Genomic DNA, 17793 nt, shown 5'->3' with positions numbered 1-17793 from the left:
TTTTGCGGTGCAATATACGCAATCCCACGTATCTGTGCAGTGCACAATTCTGGGCAATCCTCGCCTGACCGATAAGCGTTTTCGAACAAAAATGGGGTGCTCATGTCAGACGAACCAAACAAGGGCTTGCAGTCTCCGCTTCGCCGCAAACTGCTGATGGGCGCGGCGGCACTGCCGCTCGTCTCGATTCTTCCTCGGCCCTCATTCGGGGCAGGTCCCGCAACCGCCACCGTCAACACCACGGGGCTCGCGGTCACCGATACGGAGGTCACCGTCGGCATCCTGCACTCGGCCACCGGCACGATGGCGATCTCGGAGACGGGCTCAATCCAAGCCGAAAAGCTCGCGATCGAACAGATCAACGCCGCCGGCGGCGTGCTCGGGCGCAAGATCAGGTTCATCCAGGAAGACGGCGCCAGCGACTGGCCGACCTTTGCGGAAAAGGCCAAGAAGCTTCTCGTCAACGACAAGGTCGCAGCGATCATGGGTTGCTGGACCTCGGCATCGCGCAAGGCGGTGCTGCCGGTCGTCGAGCAGTACAACGGCATGCTGTACTATCCGACCTTCTATGAAGGTCTCGAGCAGTCCAAGAACGTCATCTATACTGGTCAGGAAGCGACCCAGCAGATCCTCGCCGGCCTGAACTGGATCGCCAAGGAGAAGGGCGCCAAATCGTTCTTCTTCATCGGCTCGGACTACATCTGGCCGCGCACCTCGAACAAGATCGCGCGCAAGCACGTCGAGAACGTACTGAAGGGCAAGGTCGTCGGCGAGGAATATTACGCGCTCGGCAGCACTCAGTTCAATTCGGTGATCAACAAGATCAAGCTGACCAAGCCCGACGTCATCTTCACCGACGTGGTCGGCGGCTCGAACGTCGCCTTCTACAAGCAGCTCAAGGCGGCCGGCGTCGACCTGTCGAAGCAGGCGCTGCTGACGATTTCGGTGACCGAAGATGAAATCGACGGCATCGGCGGCGAGAACATCGCGGGCGCGTATGCCTGCATGAAGTACTTCCAGTCGCTCGACAATGCCAACAACAAGACGTTCGTTCCCGCCTTCAAGAAGATGTGGGGCGAGAAGACCGTGATCGGCGACGTGACGCAGGCCGGCTATCTCGGCCCGTGGCTGTGGAAGCTGACCTGCGAGAAGGCCGGTAGCTTCGACGTCGACAAGATCGCAGCCGCTTCGCCCGGCGTGGAATTCAAGGAGGCGCCCGAAGGCTACGTGCGCATCCACGAAAACCATCACCTCTGGTCGAAGACCCGCGTCGGGCGCGCCAAGCTCGATGGTCAGTTCGAGCTGATCTTCGAGACCGCGGATCTGATCGAGCCCGATCCGTTCCCGAAGGGCTACCAATAAGCCCGGAGCCTTCCCGCAACGTTCCAACCGCTCCCTGGCGTGGACCGTCAATCCGCGCTTCACGACCCCGCGTCGCGAATTCGCTCGCGACGCGGGACCTTCCTCCGGCGGAGAAGTCAGATGTTCGGCGACTATTCGATTGGCGATCTGGGCTCCATCTTCGTCATGCAGGGTTTTGCGGGCCTGATCCTGTTCTCCGTCTACGTGCTGATGGCGCTCGGCCTTGCCATCATCTTCGGCCAGATGGGCGTCATCAACATGGCGCATGGCGAGTTCATGATCTTGGGGGCCTACGTCACCTGGATGACGTCGAATCTGTTCCAGAGCTATCTGCCAGGTCTTTTCAGCGGCTATTTCTTTCTCGCGATGATGCTGGCTTTCCTCGCCTCCGGCGCGCTCGGAATGCTGGTGGAGTGGGGGCTGATTCGGCACCTCTACAAGCGCCCGCTCGACACGCTACTCGCCACATGGGGCCTCAGCCTCATACTGCAGCAGGCCTATCGCTCCGTCTTCGGCGCGCGCGAGGTCGGCGTCGACCTGCCGCAGTGGATGCTGGGATCGCTCAAGGTGACCGACAGCATCGAGGTGCCGATCAACGGCATCTTCGTGATGGGTCTCACCGTTTCGATCACGTGCGCGGTTGCCTACGTCATTTACAAGTCGCGCTGGGGCCGGCAGGTCCGCGCTGTCGTGCAGAACCGGATCATGGCCGGCGCCGTCGGCATCAATACCGAAAGAGTCGATCGCTACACCTACGGCCTCGGTTGCGGGATCGCCGGGATAGCGGGAAGCGCTTTTACCATGATCGGCTCGACCGGTCCGACCTCGGGGCAACTCTACATTGTCGACACGTTCCTGGTTGTCGTGTTTGGCGGCGCCGCGAGCCTGCTCGGCACCATCGCGTCGGCCTTCTCGATTTCGCAAACACAATCGACGCTCGAATTCTTCATGTCGGGCTCGATGGCCAAGGTTCTCACGTTGCTCGCCGTCGTCGGAATCCTGATGTTGCGGCCGCAGGGTCTCTTCAGCCTCAAAGTTCGCAAGTAAGAACAAGAAAGCACGATCATGATCATCAACTCGCGCTTCTTCAATCGATCCGAGCTCATTGGCTTCGTTGCACTGGGCCTGGTCCTGCTCGTGATCCTGCCGCTGTCGCTGGATGTGTTCCGTCTCAATCTGGTCGCGAAATATTTGACTTACGCCTTTGTCGCGATCGGCCTCGTGCTGTGCTGGGGATATGGCGGCATCCTGAGCTTGGGGCAGGGCGTGTTCTTCGGCCTCGGCGGCTACTGCATGGCGATGTTCCTCAAGCTGGAGGCATCCAGCGTCGAGAACACCAAGATCCAGTCCACGCCCGGCATTCCGGATTTCATGGATTGGAATCAGATCACCGCGCTGCCGCTGTTCTGGCAGCCGTTCCACAGTCTCACCTTCACCGTTCTCGCCATCATCCTGGTCCCAGGCCTCTTCGCCCTGATCATCGGCACGGCAATGTTCAAGCGCCGCGTCGGCGGCACCTATTTCGCGATCATCACCCAGGCCGTCGCCGCCATCCTCACCATTCTGATCGTCGGGCAGCAGGGTTATACCGGCGGCATCAACGGCATGACCGACCTGCGTACACTGAAGGGATGGGACATCAGGCCCGACCACGCCAAGGTCGTTTTATACTTCTTTGAAGTGTTCCTGCTGTTCGGCTGCATCCTCATCGCGCAGTTCATCCGGCTGACAAAGCTTGGCCGCATCCTGGTGGCGATGCGCGAGCAGGAAGATCGTGTCCGCTTCTCCGGCTACAGCGTCGCCAATTTCAAGATCTTCGCCTTCTGCATGGCTGCGATCTTCGCAGCGATAGGGGGCGCCATGTTCGCACTCAATGTCGGTTTCATGTCGCCGTCCTTTGTAGGCATCGTGCCGTCGATCGAAATGGTGATCTACACTGCCGTCGGCGGACGGACGTCGATCTTCGGCGCGGTGTGGGGGGCGCTGCTGGTCAATTTTGCCAAGACCGGCCTTTCGGAATCCTTCCCGCAGCTCTGGTTGTTCGGCCTCGGCGCGCTGTTCATCGCGGTCGTGCTGGCCTTCCCGAACGGCTTGTCGGGCATCTGGGCGGATCACGTCCAGTCGCGCATCGATCGCCTTATCAGCTCGATCAAGAAGAAGTCCGGCGACTGGACCAGTAATTCGGTCGCCGACGGCGCGCCGGCAGAGTGAGGAGGACATCATGCTCGTCGGTCATATCGGTTGCCGATGCCACAGTGGGCGAAATGAGGAGATAGATCATGCTCATCGGTCACCAGCCTAAACCCTTCCTGCTCGCGGTCGAAGCGCTCACGGTGTCGTTCGACGGCTTCAAGGCGGTGAACAATCTTTCCTTTTATGTCGAGGAGAACGAGATCCGCGTCATCATCGGCCCCAACGGCGCCGGCAAGACCACCGTGCTCGACCTGATCTGCGGAAAGACCAAGGCGACCTCAGGCTCGATCCAGTTTCGCGGCAAGGAACTGACAAAGCTGAAGGAGAACCAGATCGTACAGACCGGCGTCGGGCGCAAGTTCCAGACCCCGTCGGTGTTCGAGGATCTGACCGTGTTCGAGAATCTGGAGATTTCCTATCCGCGCGGCCGCACTGTGTTCGGCTCGCTCGTCTTCCAGCGCGATGATGCTGTCAAGCAGCGCATCGAGGAAGTCGCCGAGATGATCTTCCTGAAGGATCGTCTCGACATTTATGCCGATCAGCTCAGCCATGGCCAGAAGCAATGGCTCGAGATCGGCATGCTGCTGATCCAGGATCCGGAACTCCTGATGCTCGACGAGCCCGTCGCCGGCATGAGCGTCAGCGAGCGCGCGAAGACCGCCGAACTGTTGAACCGCATCATCAAGGACCGCTCAGTGCTCGTCATCGAGCACGACATGAAATTCGTCGAGGACATCGCTCACAAGGTCACGGTGCTGCACCAGGGCCAGATCCTGTCGGAGGGAACGATGGAGAAGGTCAAGAACGATCCGAAAGTGATCGAAGTTTATCTCGGGCACTAGCGCATGATCCCGGAAAGTGGCGTCCGGTTTCCGGACAAGATCATGCGCAACAAATAAGGAGCGCTCATGCTGGCTATTTCGGATCTTCACGTCGCCTACGGCCAGAGCGAAGTTCTGCACGGCCTCAATGTCTCGGTCGCGCCCAACGAGATCGTCGCGATCATGGGCCGCAACGGCATGGGAAAGACCACGCTGATGAAGTCGCTGATGGGCATCGTGCCGACCAAGAGCGGTTCGGTGAGCATGGATGGCGCCGAGCTCAGCGCGCTGCCGAGCTACGAGCGCGTCGCCAGGGGCCTCGCCTACGTGCCACAGGGCCGCATGATCTTTTCCACCATGACGGTGAAGGAGAACATCGAGACCGGCCTCGTGGTATCGGGCGGCGCGGAGGTGTCCGAGGACATCTACGAATTATTCCCCGTGCTGCTGGAGATGAAAGGCCGGCGCGGCGGCAATCTTTCCGGCGGACAGCAGCAGCAGCTCGCGATCGCCCGCGCGCTCGCCACCAAGCCAAAAGTGCTGCTGCTGGACGAGCCGACCGAGGGTATCCAGCCGTCGATCATCAAGGACATGGCGCGCACCCTGAAGCGAATTCGCGACGAGCGCGGCCTGTCGATCGTCGTCTCCGAACAGGTGTTGAGCTTTGCGCTCGACATCGCCGACCGCGTGCTGGTCATCGAGAACGGCGAGATCGTCCGCGACGAGCCGCGCGACAGCATCGATGCCGCGCAAGTCTCGAAATTCCTGTCCGTGTAAACCCGCAAACCGTGCTGTCAAAAAAAGGGGAGCTATCGATGCCAGAGACACTGATCAAGGTCGATCTTTCGAAATCGGCCTACGACAACGACATGATCCACAACCGCTGGCATCCCGATATTCCGATTGTGGCATGGGTCAATCCGGGCGACGATTTCATCATCGAGACCTATGACTGGACCGGCGGTTTCATCAAGAACAACGATTCCGCCGATGACGTGCGCGACATCGATCTTTCGATCGTGCACTTCCTGTCCGGCCCGATCGGCGTCAAGGGCGCCGAGCCTGGCGATCTCCTTGTGGTCGACCTGCTCGATGTCGGTCCGTTGAAGGAAAGCCTGTGGGGCTTTAACGGCTTCTTCTCCAAGCAGAACGGCGGCGGCTTCCTGACCGACCATTTCCCGCTGGCGCAGAAATCGATTTGGGACATCAAGGGTCTCTACACCTCGTCGCGCCACGTGCCCGGCGTGAATTTTGCTGGCTTAATCCATCCCGGCCTGATCGGCTGCCTGCCCGATCCGAAATTGCTGGCGACCTGGAACGAGCGCGAGACCGCGCTGATCGCGACCAATCCGACGCGCGTGCCGGGCCTTGCCAATCCGCCGTTCGCCGCGACCGCGCATGCCGGCCGCGCCAAAGGCGATGCCAAGGCCAAGGTCGGCGCCGAAGGCGCCCGCACCGTGCCGCCGCGCGAGCATGGCGGCAATTGCGACATCAAGGATCTGTCGCGCGGCTCGAAGATCTTCTTCCCGGTCTATGTGCCGGGTGGTGGACTCTCGATGGGCGATTTGCACTTCAGCCAGGGCGACGGTGAGATCACTTTCTGCGGCGCAATCGAAATGGCCGGCTGGCTGCATCTGAAGGTCGATGTCATCAAGGATGGCGTTGCCAAATACGGCATCAAGAATCCCGTGTTCAAGCCATCGCCGATCACGCCGAACTACAAGGATTATCTGATCTTCGAGGGCATCTCGGTCGACGAGGCCGGCAAGCAGCATTACCTCGACGTCCACATCGCCTATCGCCAGGCGTGTTTGAACGCGATCGAGTATCTTAAGAAGTTCGGCTATTCCGGCGCGCAGGCCTATTCGATCCTCGGCACCGCGCCGTGCCAGGGCCACATCTCAGGCGTCGTCGACGTTCCCAACGCCTGCGCCACGCTGTGGCTGCCGACCGAGATATTCGACTTCGACATCATGCCGTCGTCGGCCGGACCGATCAAACACATCAAGGGCGACATCCAGATGCCGATCTCGCCGGACAAGTGATTCCCGCGCGAGAAGGGTGCGGGACGGCGCCGGGTATCACGTCGCCCCGCATCCGTCGCGGAGCTGCAAGGAGACATCGCGAGGAAACCAGATGCCTGTCTACGAATATCTCTGTAACGACTGCGGCCCGTTCACGGACATGCGGCCGATGGCCGAATGCGACGACCCGCAGGACTGTCCGAATTGCGAAAATGAATCACCGCGCGTGATCCTGACCGCACCGGCGTTCTTCTGCATGCCGTCAGAAAAGCGCAAGGCGATCGCCACTAACGAGCGCAGCGCCCATGCGCCGAAGACGGTGGCGGAATACAAGGCTTCGCACGGCCCCGGCTGTGGGTGCTGTTCAAGCGGCAAGAAGAAGTCGGCTCGGCTCATGACCAAGACCAGAGGCGGCGCCAAGGGCTTTCCAACCGCGCGCCCCTGGATGATCAGCCACTGAGGCTCGATCCTTCCAACTCAAACCAGAACAAGAGGCGATCCCAATGCTTCATGGTGACATATCTTCCAGCAACGACACCGTCGGCGTCGCCGTCGTCAATTACAAAATGCCGCGTCTGCACACCAAGGCCGAGGTGCTCGACAACGCACGTAAGATCGCCGACATGATCGTCGGCATGAAGCTCGGTTTGCCGGGCATGGATCTCGTGATCTTCCCGGAATATTCCACCCACGGCATCATGTACGACTCCAAGGAGATGTACGAGACCGCCTCGCAGGTCCCGGGTGATGAGACGGAGATCTTCGCCGAAGCGTGCCGCAAGGCAAAAGTCTGGGGCGTGTTCTCGCTGACCGGCGAGCGCCACGAGGAGCATCCGCACAAGGCACCGTACAACACCTTGATCCTGATGAACGACAAAGGCGAGATCGTCCAGAAATACCGCAAGATCATGCCGTGGGTGCCGATCGAAGGCTGGTACCCAGGCAATTGCACCTATGTTTCCGAAGGCCCCAAGGGCCTGAAGGTCAGCCTGATCATCTGCGACGACGGCAACTTTCCGGAGATCTGGCGCGACTGCGCCATGAAGGGCGCCGAACTGATCGTGCGCTGCCAGGGCTACATGTATCCCGCCAAGGAACAGCAGATCCTGATTTCCAAGGCGATGGCCTGGGCCAACAATGTCTATGTGGCGGTCGCCAACGCTGCAGGCTTTGACGGCGTCTACTCCTATTTCGGCCACTCCGCGATCATCGGCTTCGACGGCCGCACGCTCGGCGAGACCGGCGAGGAGGAATACGGCATCCAGTACGCGGGATTGTCGAAGAGTCTGATCCGCGACGCGCGCCGCAACGGCCAGTCGCAGAACCATCTCTTCAAGCTGCTGCACCGCGGCTATACCGGCATGATCAATTCCGGCGAAGGCGCGCGCGGCGTCGCGGCCTGTCCCTACGATTTCTATGCGAAATGGATCGCCGACCCCGAAGGGACGCGTGAGATGGTCGAGGCGATGACGCGTTCGACGGTCGGCACCGACGAATGTCCGATCGAGGGGATTCCGAACGAGGCGACGGCGAGCAATTACTAGCCGGTCAGCGTGCCACACATTCGAATGTCGTCCCGGCCCTCATGCGCAATTGCGCATCAGGAGCCGGGACCCATAATCACAAATGTGGGTTGTGGCGCGGCGCTGCGGCCGCAGTTTCCTTCATATCTGACCTTCGTGGTTATGGATCCCTGCTTTCGCAGGGACGACGTTGTGGAGACATCATAGCCCGTTTCGTCTAAGATCCGCGCCTGCGACTTTTGACGAGCGAGGCGACCTTGCAAACAAGAAAATTCGGCACCAACGGCCCCGACGTCTCCGTGATCGGGCAGGGCACCTGGTATCTCGACCACGGCGACCGCAAGGCCGCGATTGCCGCCCTGCGCCGTGGCATCGCAACCGGCATGACCCATATCGACACCGCCGAGATGTATGGCGATGCTGAGCCGGTGATTGCCGACGCGATCGCGGAGCTGCCGAGGGAAATGATCTTCCTGGTCTCAAAGGTGTTGCCGAGCAACGCCTCGCGCCGCGGCACCATCACCGCCTGCGAGCGCTCGCTGAAGCGGCTGAAGGTCGATTATCTCGACTGCTACCTGCTGCACTGGCGCGGTTCCTATCCGTTCGAGGAGACGGTGGCGGCGTTCGAGGAACTGGTGGCGAGTGGAAAGATCCGTTCTTGGGGCGTCAGCAATTTTGATTCAGATGATCTCGATGAACTCGTCGATATCGCAGGCGAGGGCAAGATCGCCTGCAACCAGGTGCTCTATCATCTGCAGCAGCGCGCGATCGAGCACGCCGTGATCCCGTGGTGCGAGAGGCATGGCGTCGCCGTCGTCGCCTATTCGCCGTTCGGCCACAATGACTTTCCATCGCCGCGCAGCAAGGGCGGCGAGGTGCTGCAGGCGATTGCCGATGCACACAAGGCAACCCCACGCCAGATCGCGCTGGCGTTTCTCACGCGCACGGCATCGGTGCTCGCGATTCCGAAAGCCTCCAGCGCGGAACATGCGGCCGAGAATGCGCGGGCGGGGGATTTGAAGTTGAGCGAGGCCGATATTGCCGCGCTCGACAAGGCTTTTCCGCGCGGCCCCAAGCGGCGGGATTTGCCGATGCTGTAGCCTCTCTCTCCCCGCGCTTCGCGCGTCTGACGGACTTCAGGCGGCCGGAAACTGCAGTTCGAACGCGACGCCGTTGTCGGACGGCAGGAGCAGGATCGATCCGCCGTGGCTGGTCATGATAGCCTGGACGATCGAGAGTCCCATTCCTGTGCCGCCGGTGTCGCGGCGCGTGGTGAAGAAAGCGTCGAAGATCTTCTCCCGGTTCGCTTCGGATATCGGATCGCCATCATTGCTGACTATCATCCTGACGGATCCGTTTTCCTCGGCCGCTTCGAGCCGCACGGCCTTGGCGTTATGACGGATGGCGTTGTCGGTCAGATGCGACAACACGATCAGCGCCTTTTCGCTGGACATGCCGATCGAGCGGTCCAGGCACCCCGTTGCGTCGATCGCGCGTGTCGGAAACCGGCTCTTCAACCCGCCAATCACCTGCGAAAGCCCGGTCTGCTCATTCTGCGGCGCGGCCTCGGCGCGCGCCAGCTCGCGTAAGCGCTGGGTCATGGCTTCCAGGCGCCCGGTGTCCCCCAGAATGTTCGATATGAAATTCTTCTGCTCCATCCGGGTGAGGGTGTCTGTCTTGCTCTGCAGGGAATCCAGCAGTAGTTCGGCGGCACCCTTGATCGATGTCAGCGGCGACTTCAATTCGTGGGTAAGGTGCGCTGAGAAGGTCGCGATGTAATCCGACCGCCGCGACAATTGTTCGGCCATGTCGAGAAAACTGTGCGACAACTGGGCAAACTCGCGCGTGCCGTAATGCGCGAGGGGCCGAAATGCATCGCGATCGCCCCGGCTGATGCGCGCGGCACGATCGACCAGCTCGCGCATCGGGCGGGTGATGGTTCGGGAGAATACCAGGCCGATAACGATGGTCGCGAAAACAACCGCAAGCGCCGCCAGAATGAACTTGCCGCGTTCCTGATAGAGGTGGTCGAAGATGTTGCTCGGGGTCCTCGACGTATAGATCACCCCTGCGACACGATTATTGACGACAACAGGCATTGCCGAGAACACGTGGACGCCGACGCCGCGGCTGATCGAGTAGATCGGAGGAGGAGGCTTGTCGGGTTTGCGAATCCGCAGGGCTGCCCGGTATTGTCCCTTGAGCGCTGTGGCTATCTCCTCGATATGGGCGAGCGATTGGCCGACCTCGTCGCGGCCGGCAATCACGACACCCTGGGGATCGAGGATGCGGAAGCCGGCCAGCGTGACTTTCTGGGTTTCCCGGATAATCGGCGTCAGCCGCGAGCCGATCTCGACATAGGGTTGCGATGCGGGCGCGCTTGCTGGAAGTGCGTCAGGCCGCCGCCGAAGCAGGTCTGCGCCGGCAGCGAGATCGAGCGCGGGTCGGATCGGCGTAAGCTGGTCTTCCCGGGCCAGGCGCGCCTCGGGCGGAATTTCGGCGCCGAGCGCAATGCCGGCGTTAAGGCGGGTTTCCACTTCCCGGGCATAGACCGCGGCAAGCACCCGGCTTTGCGCGATCAGTTCGGCCTGGGTTTGGTGAATGAGCTGATTGTCATAGAGGCGGAAGAAGAATAGCCCGACCAGCGGCAGTGTCGCCGCAGCGGCGAGCGCGGCAAAAATGACCTGTCCCACCGACGGCCGCCATTTTTGAGCCTTGTGAGGCATCATGCCTGGAGCTCGCATCGCCCGAGCTTGAAGCCGACACCGTGAATGGTTTCGATGACGTTGTCGCAGTTCACGGCGGACAGCTTGGCGCGGATATTGCGGATATGGCTGTCGATGGTGCGGTCCGACACCTGGATGTTGAGCTGATAGGCGGCGCTCATGATCTGCTCGCGGCTGAAAACGAGCGTAGGCCGTGTCAGGAATGCCCTGAGGATTCCAAACTCGATGGCCGTCAGGCGCAGCGGCTTGCCCGCAAACTCGGCAATGTGCTGGCCGGGATCGACGAGCAACTTGCCCTGCGACAGCGTGGCCGAGGACGCCTTTGCGTCCTGCCCGCGCGAGGTGATGCGGCGCAGGATGACGTTTACCCTCGCTACGAGTTCGCGCGGGCTGAAGGGCTTGGTGACATAGTCGTCACCGCCGATCTCCAGGCCCAGTACGCGATCGATCTCGTCGTCGCGCGCGGAGAGAAACAGGATCGGAACGTCTGAGGTTTTTCTTATTTCGCGGCAGACGTCCAGGCCGTCGAATTCCGGCATGCCGATATCCAGAATGATCAGATCCGGCTTGTCGGCAGCAAAGCGGGTCAAAGCCTCCTTGCCGTCGCGCGCTTCAAAGACGGTCATTCCGGCTTTCTTTAGTGCAACACGGATGACCTCGCGTATATGAAGGTCATCGTCAACGATGAGAATGCGGTGCGTCAAACGTCTCTCCCGGCGCAATCGGCTTGCAGTCGAACTAACCTGTGGTCGAACTCTTCGGTTGGGCTTCCAGGGCACGCTGGAGGCGCCAACTCCGAAAACCCCAGGAGCGCCAGGAAGCGGTCTCTTTCGCTTGCTGTTCTACAAGGCAACTACGGCGGGAAACAAGGGCCGGTTCGAACCCGCGAAGGGCGATGGCCCGGTCGATGGCAGGCAATGCCTGCGGCCCGAGGGATAGCAGATAGTTCATATCGATCCACACTCCTTTGCCGCCTGCTTCGCGGCTATGGCTGACATTATAGTCAGCGATGATGGCGGCGAAATTCACCAGTGAACAGATGTAGAGGGTCGCCGTCAGGGTGATGAGGTTGGCGCGGATCAGCCAATCATTCGAGCGGTTCAGCACGATGCGGGCGACGATGAGCACGAGGCCCAACGCGACCAGTACCATCCAGATGAAGGCCGCGACGCGCCACCAGGTCAGCAGATAGATTTGGACATAAAGATCGAGGCGCAGGATCGACGACATCACCAGCAGAACATTCTGCGCCACCCATAGATAGACCAGCGGCCGAATCACTTTCGACTGCCCGGCCGGCCCACCTGGTCTCATCGCGGCCAGAACGAAGCCTGCCGCCAGAAGCGCCGTGACAATGAGAGGATAGGCGCCTCGATGGGCGTAGGTGGCGTAGCTGATATCGGCGGGCAAGGCGACGTTGCCCCAGAGATAGATCGCATCGAGGATGGTTTGAACGGCGAACAACACGTTGAACAGGACCAGCGAACGCAGGATCGTCGCGACGCCGAAAAGCTCCATTCGGTCCGATCGTGGCGTCTGGTCCAGAACCGCCGGTTCGACCAAGGCGGACGAAACCGCCATCTTGCTACGCCACCAGACATGGATGAAGGGCCATATGATCGACAGAGCCGTAGCCCAGAACAATATCCGACTCAGGCTCAGATAAGAGGCGGCGTCGCCCGGGCTCATCAGCCGGATCCACTTCTCCAACAATGGATTTGCCGAGACGAGCAGAATAACGAAGATGCCGCCGAAGGCGACGGGAATGAACCAAATCGTAAGACCGGTCTTCAGTGTCGGCAGATTGAACAAGCCGATGGCGTCCCGAAAAAACCTGAAGGGGCCGACCAGAAATAGATCGCATAGCGCCGCCGCCTGTTCACCGAGCTTGTAGCTTTGCAGATTGGTGGTCAGCAACAGACCAACGCCGAGCGCCAGAATCATGAAGGCCAGAGAAGCCGCGTTGAATTCCTCGACAGCCGGTACAAGTCCGGCCAACACGAGCACGCCGGCCAGCAGCATCCGACTTCTGTTCAACGTTGCGAAATTGGCGGTGAGTGACCCCAGAGCCAGCGCGAGCGCAAAGACGATCGTAGAAATCCCGATTTGTTGGCCGTAGAACAACCAGTCGGCCAGAGCCGCCAGCGCCACGGCAATCGCGGGTTTGACCGGGATCGGGCTCGCCTGAGCGGAGCCTGCATCGGATGCCGGCGTGGAGAGGTCGGTCATTGGTCCGCTACCTGTCTGGAGGGGAGAATTGCAAATCAGCACCGTCGCGGGTCGCTCGCATAGCCACCACCCGTCGCTAGCTAATCTTGTGGGAACAGGCATTCGAAGACCGCCGCTGAGTTGCAAGACGGACTATCTGGCGTGGTTGTGCAATTGGTTGGACCGCCGTCTGCAAGAGTTCAGGATTTTTCTGCAGTTTCCGTGCAGGTGCGGTTATGCGCTCGCGCCGGCGAGACAAGTTTGATACGGGCAATGGTCTCGTCTGATCCCCCTTGTCCAAACTCCCATCATTCTCATGCAAAGTCTCAAACGTATCGGCCTGATCCTGGTCTGGCTCGCTGGAATAGCCTTCGTTTTCGCTGCTGCGAACAAAAACGATCCCTATCTGATTTCGCTGCGGGGAAGGGGAAACATCGCTCTGGCTACCGCGAGCGTGGTTGTCGCCGTATTGCTCATCCGCCGCGGCTATTGGAGAAGAGGCATCGCGGGAAGGGCGCTCATACTGCTGTGGTGCCTGCCATCGCTGTCGATGCTTGGTGCGCATGCTGCATTTGAATGGCGCAAGCAACGGGTTCTGCGGACCGATGCTGCACAGGTGCGCAGCCTTGGAAAACATTTTATCGTTGGGTATTCGTCATTCCCGGAGGTTTCAGTTCTCGCCGAGAAGGGCCTGATCTCCGGCGTCTACATCACCAAGCACAATGTCGCGGGATCGTCGGCGACGCATCTGAAAGAGGAGATTTCGGCGCTGCAGGCAAAGCGGCGCGCTGCCGGCCTGCCGCCCTTGATCGTGGCGGCCGACCAGGAAGGCGGCATCGTATCGCATCTGGCGCCGCCTTTGACCAAGCTGCCGGCGCTATCGACGCTTGCGAGCCTGGCGCCGGACGTGCGCGCCGAGAAAGCAGAGGCGTTCGGGCGCACTCATGGGCAGGAGCTGGCGGCGCTCGGCGTCACCCTGAATCTTGCGCCGGTGCTGGATTTGCGACCTGAAGTGAAGCGTAGCCGGTTCGACTTCAACACGCTGATCGGCCGCCGCGCGATTTCCGATGATCCGGCGGTCGTCGCCGAGATCGCGCGAGCTTATGTGAACGGCCTCGAAGCGTCCGGCGTTGGAGCGGCTGTCAAGCATTTTCCCGGGCTCGGCCGCGTGCGATCCGATACTCATCATTTCAGCGCCGACTTGGATACGCCGCTCGATGAACTCGAAGCGTCGGACTGGATTCCGTTCAGAAAGGTGCTGGCCGGCACGAAAGCGCAACTGATGATCGGGCATGTGACGCTGACGTCGGTCGACCCGGACCGCGCCGCGTCACATTCCAAACGCGTCGTCGACGGCATCATTCGCAAAAAATGGAGCTATCAGGGCGTCATCATGACTGACGACCTCGTGATGGGAGCAATCTATCAACGCAATGTCTGCACTGCAGTGGTCGAGGCGCTCAATGCCGGCGTCGATCTGCTGCTGGTCGCCTTCGACCGGGCGCAGTTCTATCGCATCTTCACCTGCGCCATGGCGGCGTCGGCCGAAGGCAGGCTCGACGCCGCCATGTTGGGCGATAGTGAGACGCGGCTGAAAGGGGCGTTCCCTGTGGATTGAGGGACCGCGGTGCGGGGTCGGAAGGCAAGATGCCGGCGCGAACTACTTCGCGAACCGGCCTTCCTTCGGCAGCTCCGTCATTGCCCGGGTCCGGAATGCGGGCTTGTGATCCTGCTGTTTGGACCACGACACATAGTAGGCGACGGCTGTCATGATCGAAATCCCGGCGAAGCTGACCAGGACATGCAGGGCAAGCGAATTCGGGCCCGTGATCAGGACGAGATGCGCGGCAAACGAGAGAAATACCCCGGCGCAGAACACGGCCAGCCATTCCTGGCCGCACTTCATGATCGGCTGTAGCGCCTGCCATCGGAATCCGCGCCAGCTCCGCGGCACCATGTAGGTAAAGAGAAAGGCCAGCGCCAGGAAATGAAGCACCCTATAGGGGGCAAGGTTCTCCTCATCGTTGGAAGGAAAGGCGTCGCGCAGGAAATCCGGCACAATTCCAGCTTGCGGAAACTTCCCTGCAACGGTGACGACCAGCGCAAAGAGCAGGTACAGCCATGCCGCGGTGCGCAGGATTGCGAGGCCCTGAAGGGTGCGTATGGCGTGCACCTGTCTGGCACCGCCTAGCGCAAACCAGGCGCCGAGCACGAACAGGAGCTGCCAGGAGAACGGGTTGAGATGCCAGCGTCCGTCCGGAAACGAAGACAGATTCCAGTCGAGCAGGCGGGATGCGAAGTAGAGACCAATCGATCCGGCGAGCGTAAGGTTCGGTCGCCGCATCACGCCGAACAGCACGATCGGAAAGAACGCCATCAGCACGATGAACAGTTGCAGCACGTCGAGATTGAGCGGCTTGGCCTGAAGCAGCAGGCCGTGAATCAGCGTCCGGATCGCGTGGTCGACGATCCCCGTAACATTGAACTCGCCGATGAGTTCGGGGGCGCGGGATCTGCGCGCGACATATCCGATCAGTTCGATATAGATCACGAACAAAACGACGTAAGCGGCGTAAAGCTGCCACAGGCGCTTGAAAATGCGGGTCGCCGACACCACGAAACCGCGCTCCAGCATCATCTTTCCATAGAGGATCGCGGCCGTGTAGCCGCCGATGAATACAAACAGATCGGTGGCGCCGCTGAAGCCGAAATTGCGCATGGTCAGCAGGCTCACCGCATTGTGCGGGACATGATCCAGAAAGAGAAACCAGGCCGCAATACCAAGCAGGAGACAGAGTCGGAAATCGCGGTCGCGCGCGGCGAGCTCGGCCTTCATTGACGGATGCATTTTTGGCTAAGACTTTACATGTCGGAGGAATCGAATCGCGAATCTAGTGCGATCGTCCGCGCCGTCGGAATAGACTTTGCGTGAAGAATAATTAAGCAAGTTGTCGGCGATTAAAGCCCGCCCGGTAATCACAATGTTTTGAGGGAATAGCGTGACCGAACGTGATCACGCTCTCTCGTGCTTGCGCAGATCGCGGATGTGATCGAAATGGCTGGCCTGCAGATCGGCGCCCGTCGCGCCGATGTCGGGAAGGGCCGCCTCGCTCAGAATATCGGCCGTGATGTCCTCGACCGAGCAATCTGCGATTTCGTGGATGAAGCTGATATTCTTATACTCGCCCGACGCCACCCGGGAGATGACCTCGCGCCTTGTGATTTCCGGATCGACGATGGCCTCGCGACCGCGGCGGCCGTAGTCGATCATCACGACGAAATATTGCATGTTGGCGATCTGACCTTATCCCGCGCGCCGGAATCTACGAGAAAGAGTATTTCTGAAAATCGGAAATAAGTCAAGCAAAAATTCCGAAAAACAGAAATTGGGCGAGGTCGCGAGGCGGTCACACCTTAGCAGGATTTGTTGATTCGGAAGTCGCAAGCTGCCTTGATTACTTTTCCAGCGCGCGTCCGCCGGTCGCCCTTGCTGCCTTGCGCGAGCGGGCCGCCGCCTTGTTGCGCAATCGTTCGATCTGGCCCCTCGGCAGGGTGACGCAGATCTCGCCGATCCATTCCAGCTTTACGCCGGTGATCGGCTTGGCATTGAAGCTCGTCAGGTTGACCGACGCTGGGGATTTTCCGCGCTCGATCGTCTTCAGATATCGCTCGCCGGTCTTCAGGCGGACCGCGGCTTCCTCGCCGTAGAAGCTCGACAGCGGATGGCGCTGCTGGCGATAGACGACGATAACGTCGCCATTTTCGTACTTTGGCAGCATGGAATCGCCGGCCACCTCGAAGGCAATGGTTTCTTCCGCGATCGGAAAGGGCAGTTCGACTTCACCGAGGCCCTCCGGCGGCACCTGCTCATGTTCCGGCTCGATCGAAGCGCCGGCGCCCACCCGACCCATGATCGGCACCGAATTCAGTTCGAGGTATTCGATGATCGGCGCGATTTCAGACGCCTTGATCAGCCGAATCCCGGACAGGATTTCGGAAACCGCGCCGGGACGAACGCCCATCGCGGCGGCCAATCCGCCCTTGGTCTTGCCCGGCTTCTCCAGGCCTCGCTCGATCAACCTGATGTCCAGCATGATCACACCTTTCCGAATTTCAGAAACAATAGCAATTCCGATTATCAGAAATCAAGCCTTGACTTTCATTTCGGAATATCAGAAATTAATTGCCGGCGTCGGGCGGCGTTGACAAGAGCAAGGACAACAAGATGGAACTGTCGAACTGGGCGCCCGAGCACTCGGACGCGCTGCGGGAATTTCTTGCCAAAGGCATGAGCTATTCGGAGGCCGCGCGAGCGATCAATTCACGATTCAGTACCTTCTACACTCGCAGTGCAGCGCTCGGGCGCGCACGGCGCCTAGGACTAGGCGCTGACGATCGCCTGCAACCGTCTATGCCCACCAAGCCGGCGGACCTGCACGACATTGGAGAACCTCGTGCCAGCGCGTCCAGGGTGTCTGCCCTTGTCTGGCCGGTACCGTTGTTTAAGGAGATCAAGCCGCTCAAGCTGCGTTGCGCGGCGATCGAGCCACGGCATGTCTCCCTGACCGAGCTGGAGAGTGGTGACTGCCGTTATCCCTATGGCGACGATGAGGAGAGTGATGTCATTACTTTCTGCGGTCATCCGCGCCGCCCGGGTTCGGCCTACTGCACGCCGCATTTTCATCTGAGTCGCAACCCGGTCGTGCCGTCCGAACACGCGGTGAGCGCTTTGCTGCGGATGTTGGAGACAGCATGACGAACGCTGCAGTCACATGCGTGGCCGACAGGTTGAAACGGCTGCCGCGTCGCCACCGGATCGCTCACCAGCGTGCGCTGATCGGACTTCAGCCGGAGGGCTGCGGCCGGCGGGATGCATTGTCCGAACTGCTGTGCGACGAGATATCAAGCGCATCAACCGAATAGAACTCCGGGTCGA

At 60.4% G+C, this 17793-nt stretch carries 18 protein-coding genes; 12 read left to right on the top strand and 6 right to left on the bottom strand.

The annotated features are described in order from the left end of the window. Positions 1–102: 102 nt before the first annotated feature. The 9 genes from urtA to V1290_RS08250 all read left to right on the top strand — a co-directional run bounded on the left by urtA (position 103) and on the right by V1290_RS08250 (position 9023). Positions 103–1362: an urea ABC transporter substrate-binding protein gene (urtA, locus tag V1290_RS08290; protein WP_334363945.1), complete on the top strand. Its 1260-nt coding sequence runs from the start codon at positions 103–105 to the stop codon at positions 1360–1362. Positions 1363–1482: 120 nt separating this feature from the next. Continuing rightward, positions 1483–2409 carry an urea ABC transporter permease subunit UrtB gene (gene urtB / locus V1290_RS08285; RefSeq protein ID WP_334363944.1) on the top strand — a complete coding sequence of 309 codons (927 nt, stop codon included), beginning with the start codon at positions 1483–1485 and terminating at the stop codon, positions 2407–2409. Positions 2410–2427: 18 nt separating this feature from the next. Beyond that, a complete protein-coding gene (gene urtC, locus V1290_RS08280; RefSeq protein ID WP_334363943.1) occupies positions 2428–3573 on the top strand; it encodes an urea ABC transporter permease subunit UrtC in 1146 nt (381 codons plus the stop codon). Positions 3574–3641: 68 nt separating this feature from the next. Next, positions 3642–4397, top strand: coding sequence for an urea ABC transporter ATP-binding protein UrtD (gene urtD, locus V1290_RS08275; protein ID WP_334363942.1), 756 nt, complete (start codon positions 3642–3644; stop codon positions 4395–4397). Positions 4398–4463: 66 nt separating this feature from the next. Beyond that, positions 4464–5153 (top strand): urea ABC transporter ATP-binding subunit UrtE, encoded by a 690-nt coding sequence (gene urtE, locus V1290_RS08270; protein ID WP_334363941.1) that lies wholly within the window; start codon positions 4464–4466, stop codon positions 5151–5153. 38 nt (positions 5154–5191) lie between these two features. Further along, a complete protein-coding gene (fmdA, locus tag V1290_RS08265; RefSeq protein ID WP_028347324.1) occupies positions 5192–6421 on the top strand; it encodes a formamidase in 1230 nt (409 codons plus the stop codon). 91 nt (positions 6422–6512) lie between these two features. Further along, complete coding sequence (locus tag V1290_RS08260) at positions 6513–6860, top strand: FmdB family zinc ribbon protein (RefSeq protein ID WP_334363940.1); 348 nt, start codon at positions 6513–6515, stop codon at positions 6858–6860. Positions 6861–6903: 43 nt separating this feature from the next. After that, positions 6904–7944, top strand: a complete 1041-nt coding sequence (locus V1290_RS08255) for an aliphatic amidase (RefSeq protein ID WP_334363939.1) — start codon at positions 6904–6906, stop codon at positions 7942–7944. 236 nt (positions 7945–8180) lie between these two features. Continuing rightward, positions 8181–9023, top strand: a complete 843-nt coding sequence (locus V1290_RS08250; RefSeq protein WP_334363938.1) for an aldo/keto reductase — start codon at positions 8181–8183, stop codon at positions 9021–9023. Positions 9024–9059: 36 nt separating this feature from the next. On the opposite strand, the gene V1290_RS08245 is transcribed toward V1290_RS08250, so the two are convergent. The 3 genes from V1290_RS08245 to V1290_RS08235 are packed head-to-tail and all read right to left on the bottom strand — an operon-like array spanning position 9060 to position 12800. Continuing rightward, positions 9060–10649 carry an ATP-binding protein gene (locus tag V1290_RS08245; protein WP_334368968.1) on the bottom strand — a complete coding sequence of 530 codons (1590 nt, stop codon included), beginning with the start codon at positions 10647–10649 and terminating at the stop codon, positions 9060–9062. Beyond that, entirely contained in the window at positions 10649–11353 is a 705-nt protein-coding gene (locus V1290_RS08240) for a response regulator transcription factor (RefSeq protein ID WP_334363937.1), read from the bottom strand. The genes V1290_RS08245 and V1290_RS08240 overlap by 1 nt, the downstream gene beginning before the upstream one ends. Positions 11354–11387: 34 nt before the next feature. Then, positions 11388–12800 (bottom strand): DUF4153 domain-containing protein, encoded by a 1413-nt coding sequence (locus V1290_RS08235; protein WP_334363936.1) that lies wholly within the window; start codon positions 12798–12800, stop codon positions 11388–11390. Positions 12801–13173: 373 nt separating this feature from the next. On the opposite strand from V1290_RS08235, the gene V1290_RS08230 reads away from it, so the two are divergent. Beyond that, positions 13174–14475 (top strand): glycoside hydrolase family 3 N-terminal domain-containing protein, encoded by a 1302-nt coding sequence (locus V1290_RS08230; RefSeq protein WP_334363935.1) that lies wholly within the window; start codon positions 13174–13176, stop codon positions 14473–14475. A 42-nt stretch (positions 14476–14517) separates the two neighbouring features. Here V1290_RS08230 and V1290_RS08225 read toward each other — a convergent pair whose 3' ends face one another. From V1290_RS08225 to V1290_RS08215, 3 genes are all read right to left on the bottom strand, one after another. Then, a complete protein-coding gene (locus tag V1290_RS08225) occupies positions 14518–15693 on the bottom strand; it encodes an OpgC domain-containing protein (protein ID WP_442894975.1) in 1176 nt (391 codons plus the stop codon). A gap of 177 nt (positions 15694–15870) precedes the next feature. Then, positions 15871–16146 carry a hypothetical protein gene (locus tag V1290_RS08220; protein WP_057844512.1) on the bottom strand — a complete coding sequence of 92 codons (276 nt, stop codon included), beginning with the start codon at positions 16144–16146 and terminating at the stop codon, positions 15871–15873. Between the two features lie 166 nt (positions 16147–16312). Continuing rightward, complete coding sequence (locus V1290_RS08215; RefSeq protein ID WP_334363932.1) at positions 16313–16951, bottom strand: S24 family peptidase; 639 nt, start codon at positions 16949–16951, stop codon at positions 16313–16315. Positions 16952–17082: 131 nt separating this feature from the next. On the opposite strand from V1290_RS08215, the gene V1290_RS08210 reads away from it, so the two are divergent. Together V1290_RS08210 and V1290_RS08205 are read left to right on the top strand one after the other, a co-directional pair. Continuing rightward, positions 17083–17613 carry a GcrA family cell cycle regulator gene (locus V1290_RS08210; protein WP_334363931.1) on the top strand — a complete coding sequence of 177 codons (531 nt, stop codon included), beginning with the start codon at positions 17083–17085 and terminating at the stop codon, positions 17611–17613. After that, on the top strand, positions 17610–17780 hold the full coding sequence (locus V1290_RS08205; RefSeq protein WP_334363930.1) for a hypothetical protein: 171 nt from the start codon (positions 17610–17612) through the stop codon (positions 17778–17780). The genes V1290_RS08210 and V1290_RS08205 overlap by 4 nt, the downstream gene beginning before the upstream one ends. Positions 17781–17793: the final 13 nt, after the last annotated feature.

Origin of the sequence: Bradyrhizobium sp. AZCC 1578, assembly GCF_036924675.1 — a bacterium.
GTDB lineage: Bacteria > Pseudomonadota > Alphaproteobacteria > Rhizobiales > Xanthobacteraceae > Bradyrhizobium.
The sequence above is the reverse complement of the archived record's forward strand: the minus strand, read 5'-3'. Positions and strand labels throughout refer to the sequence as shown.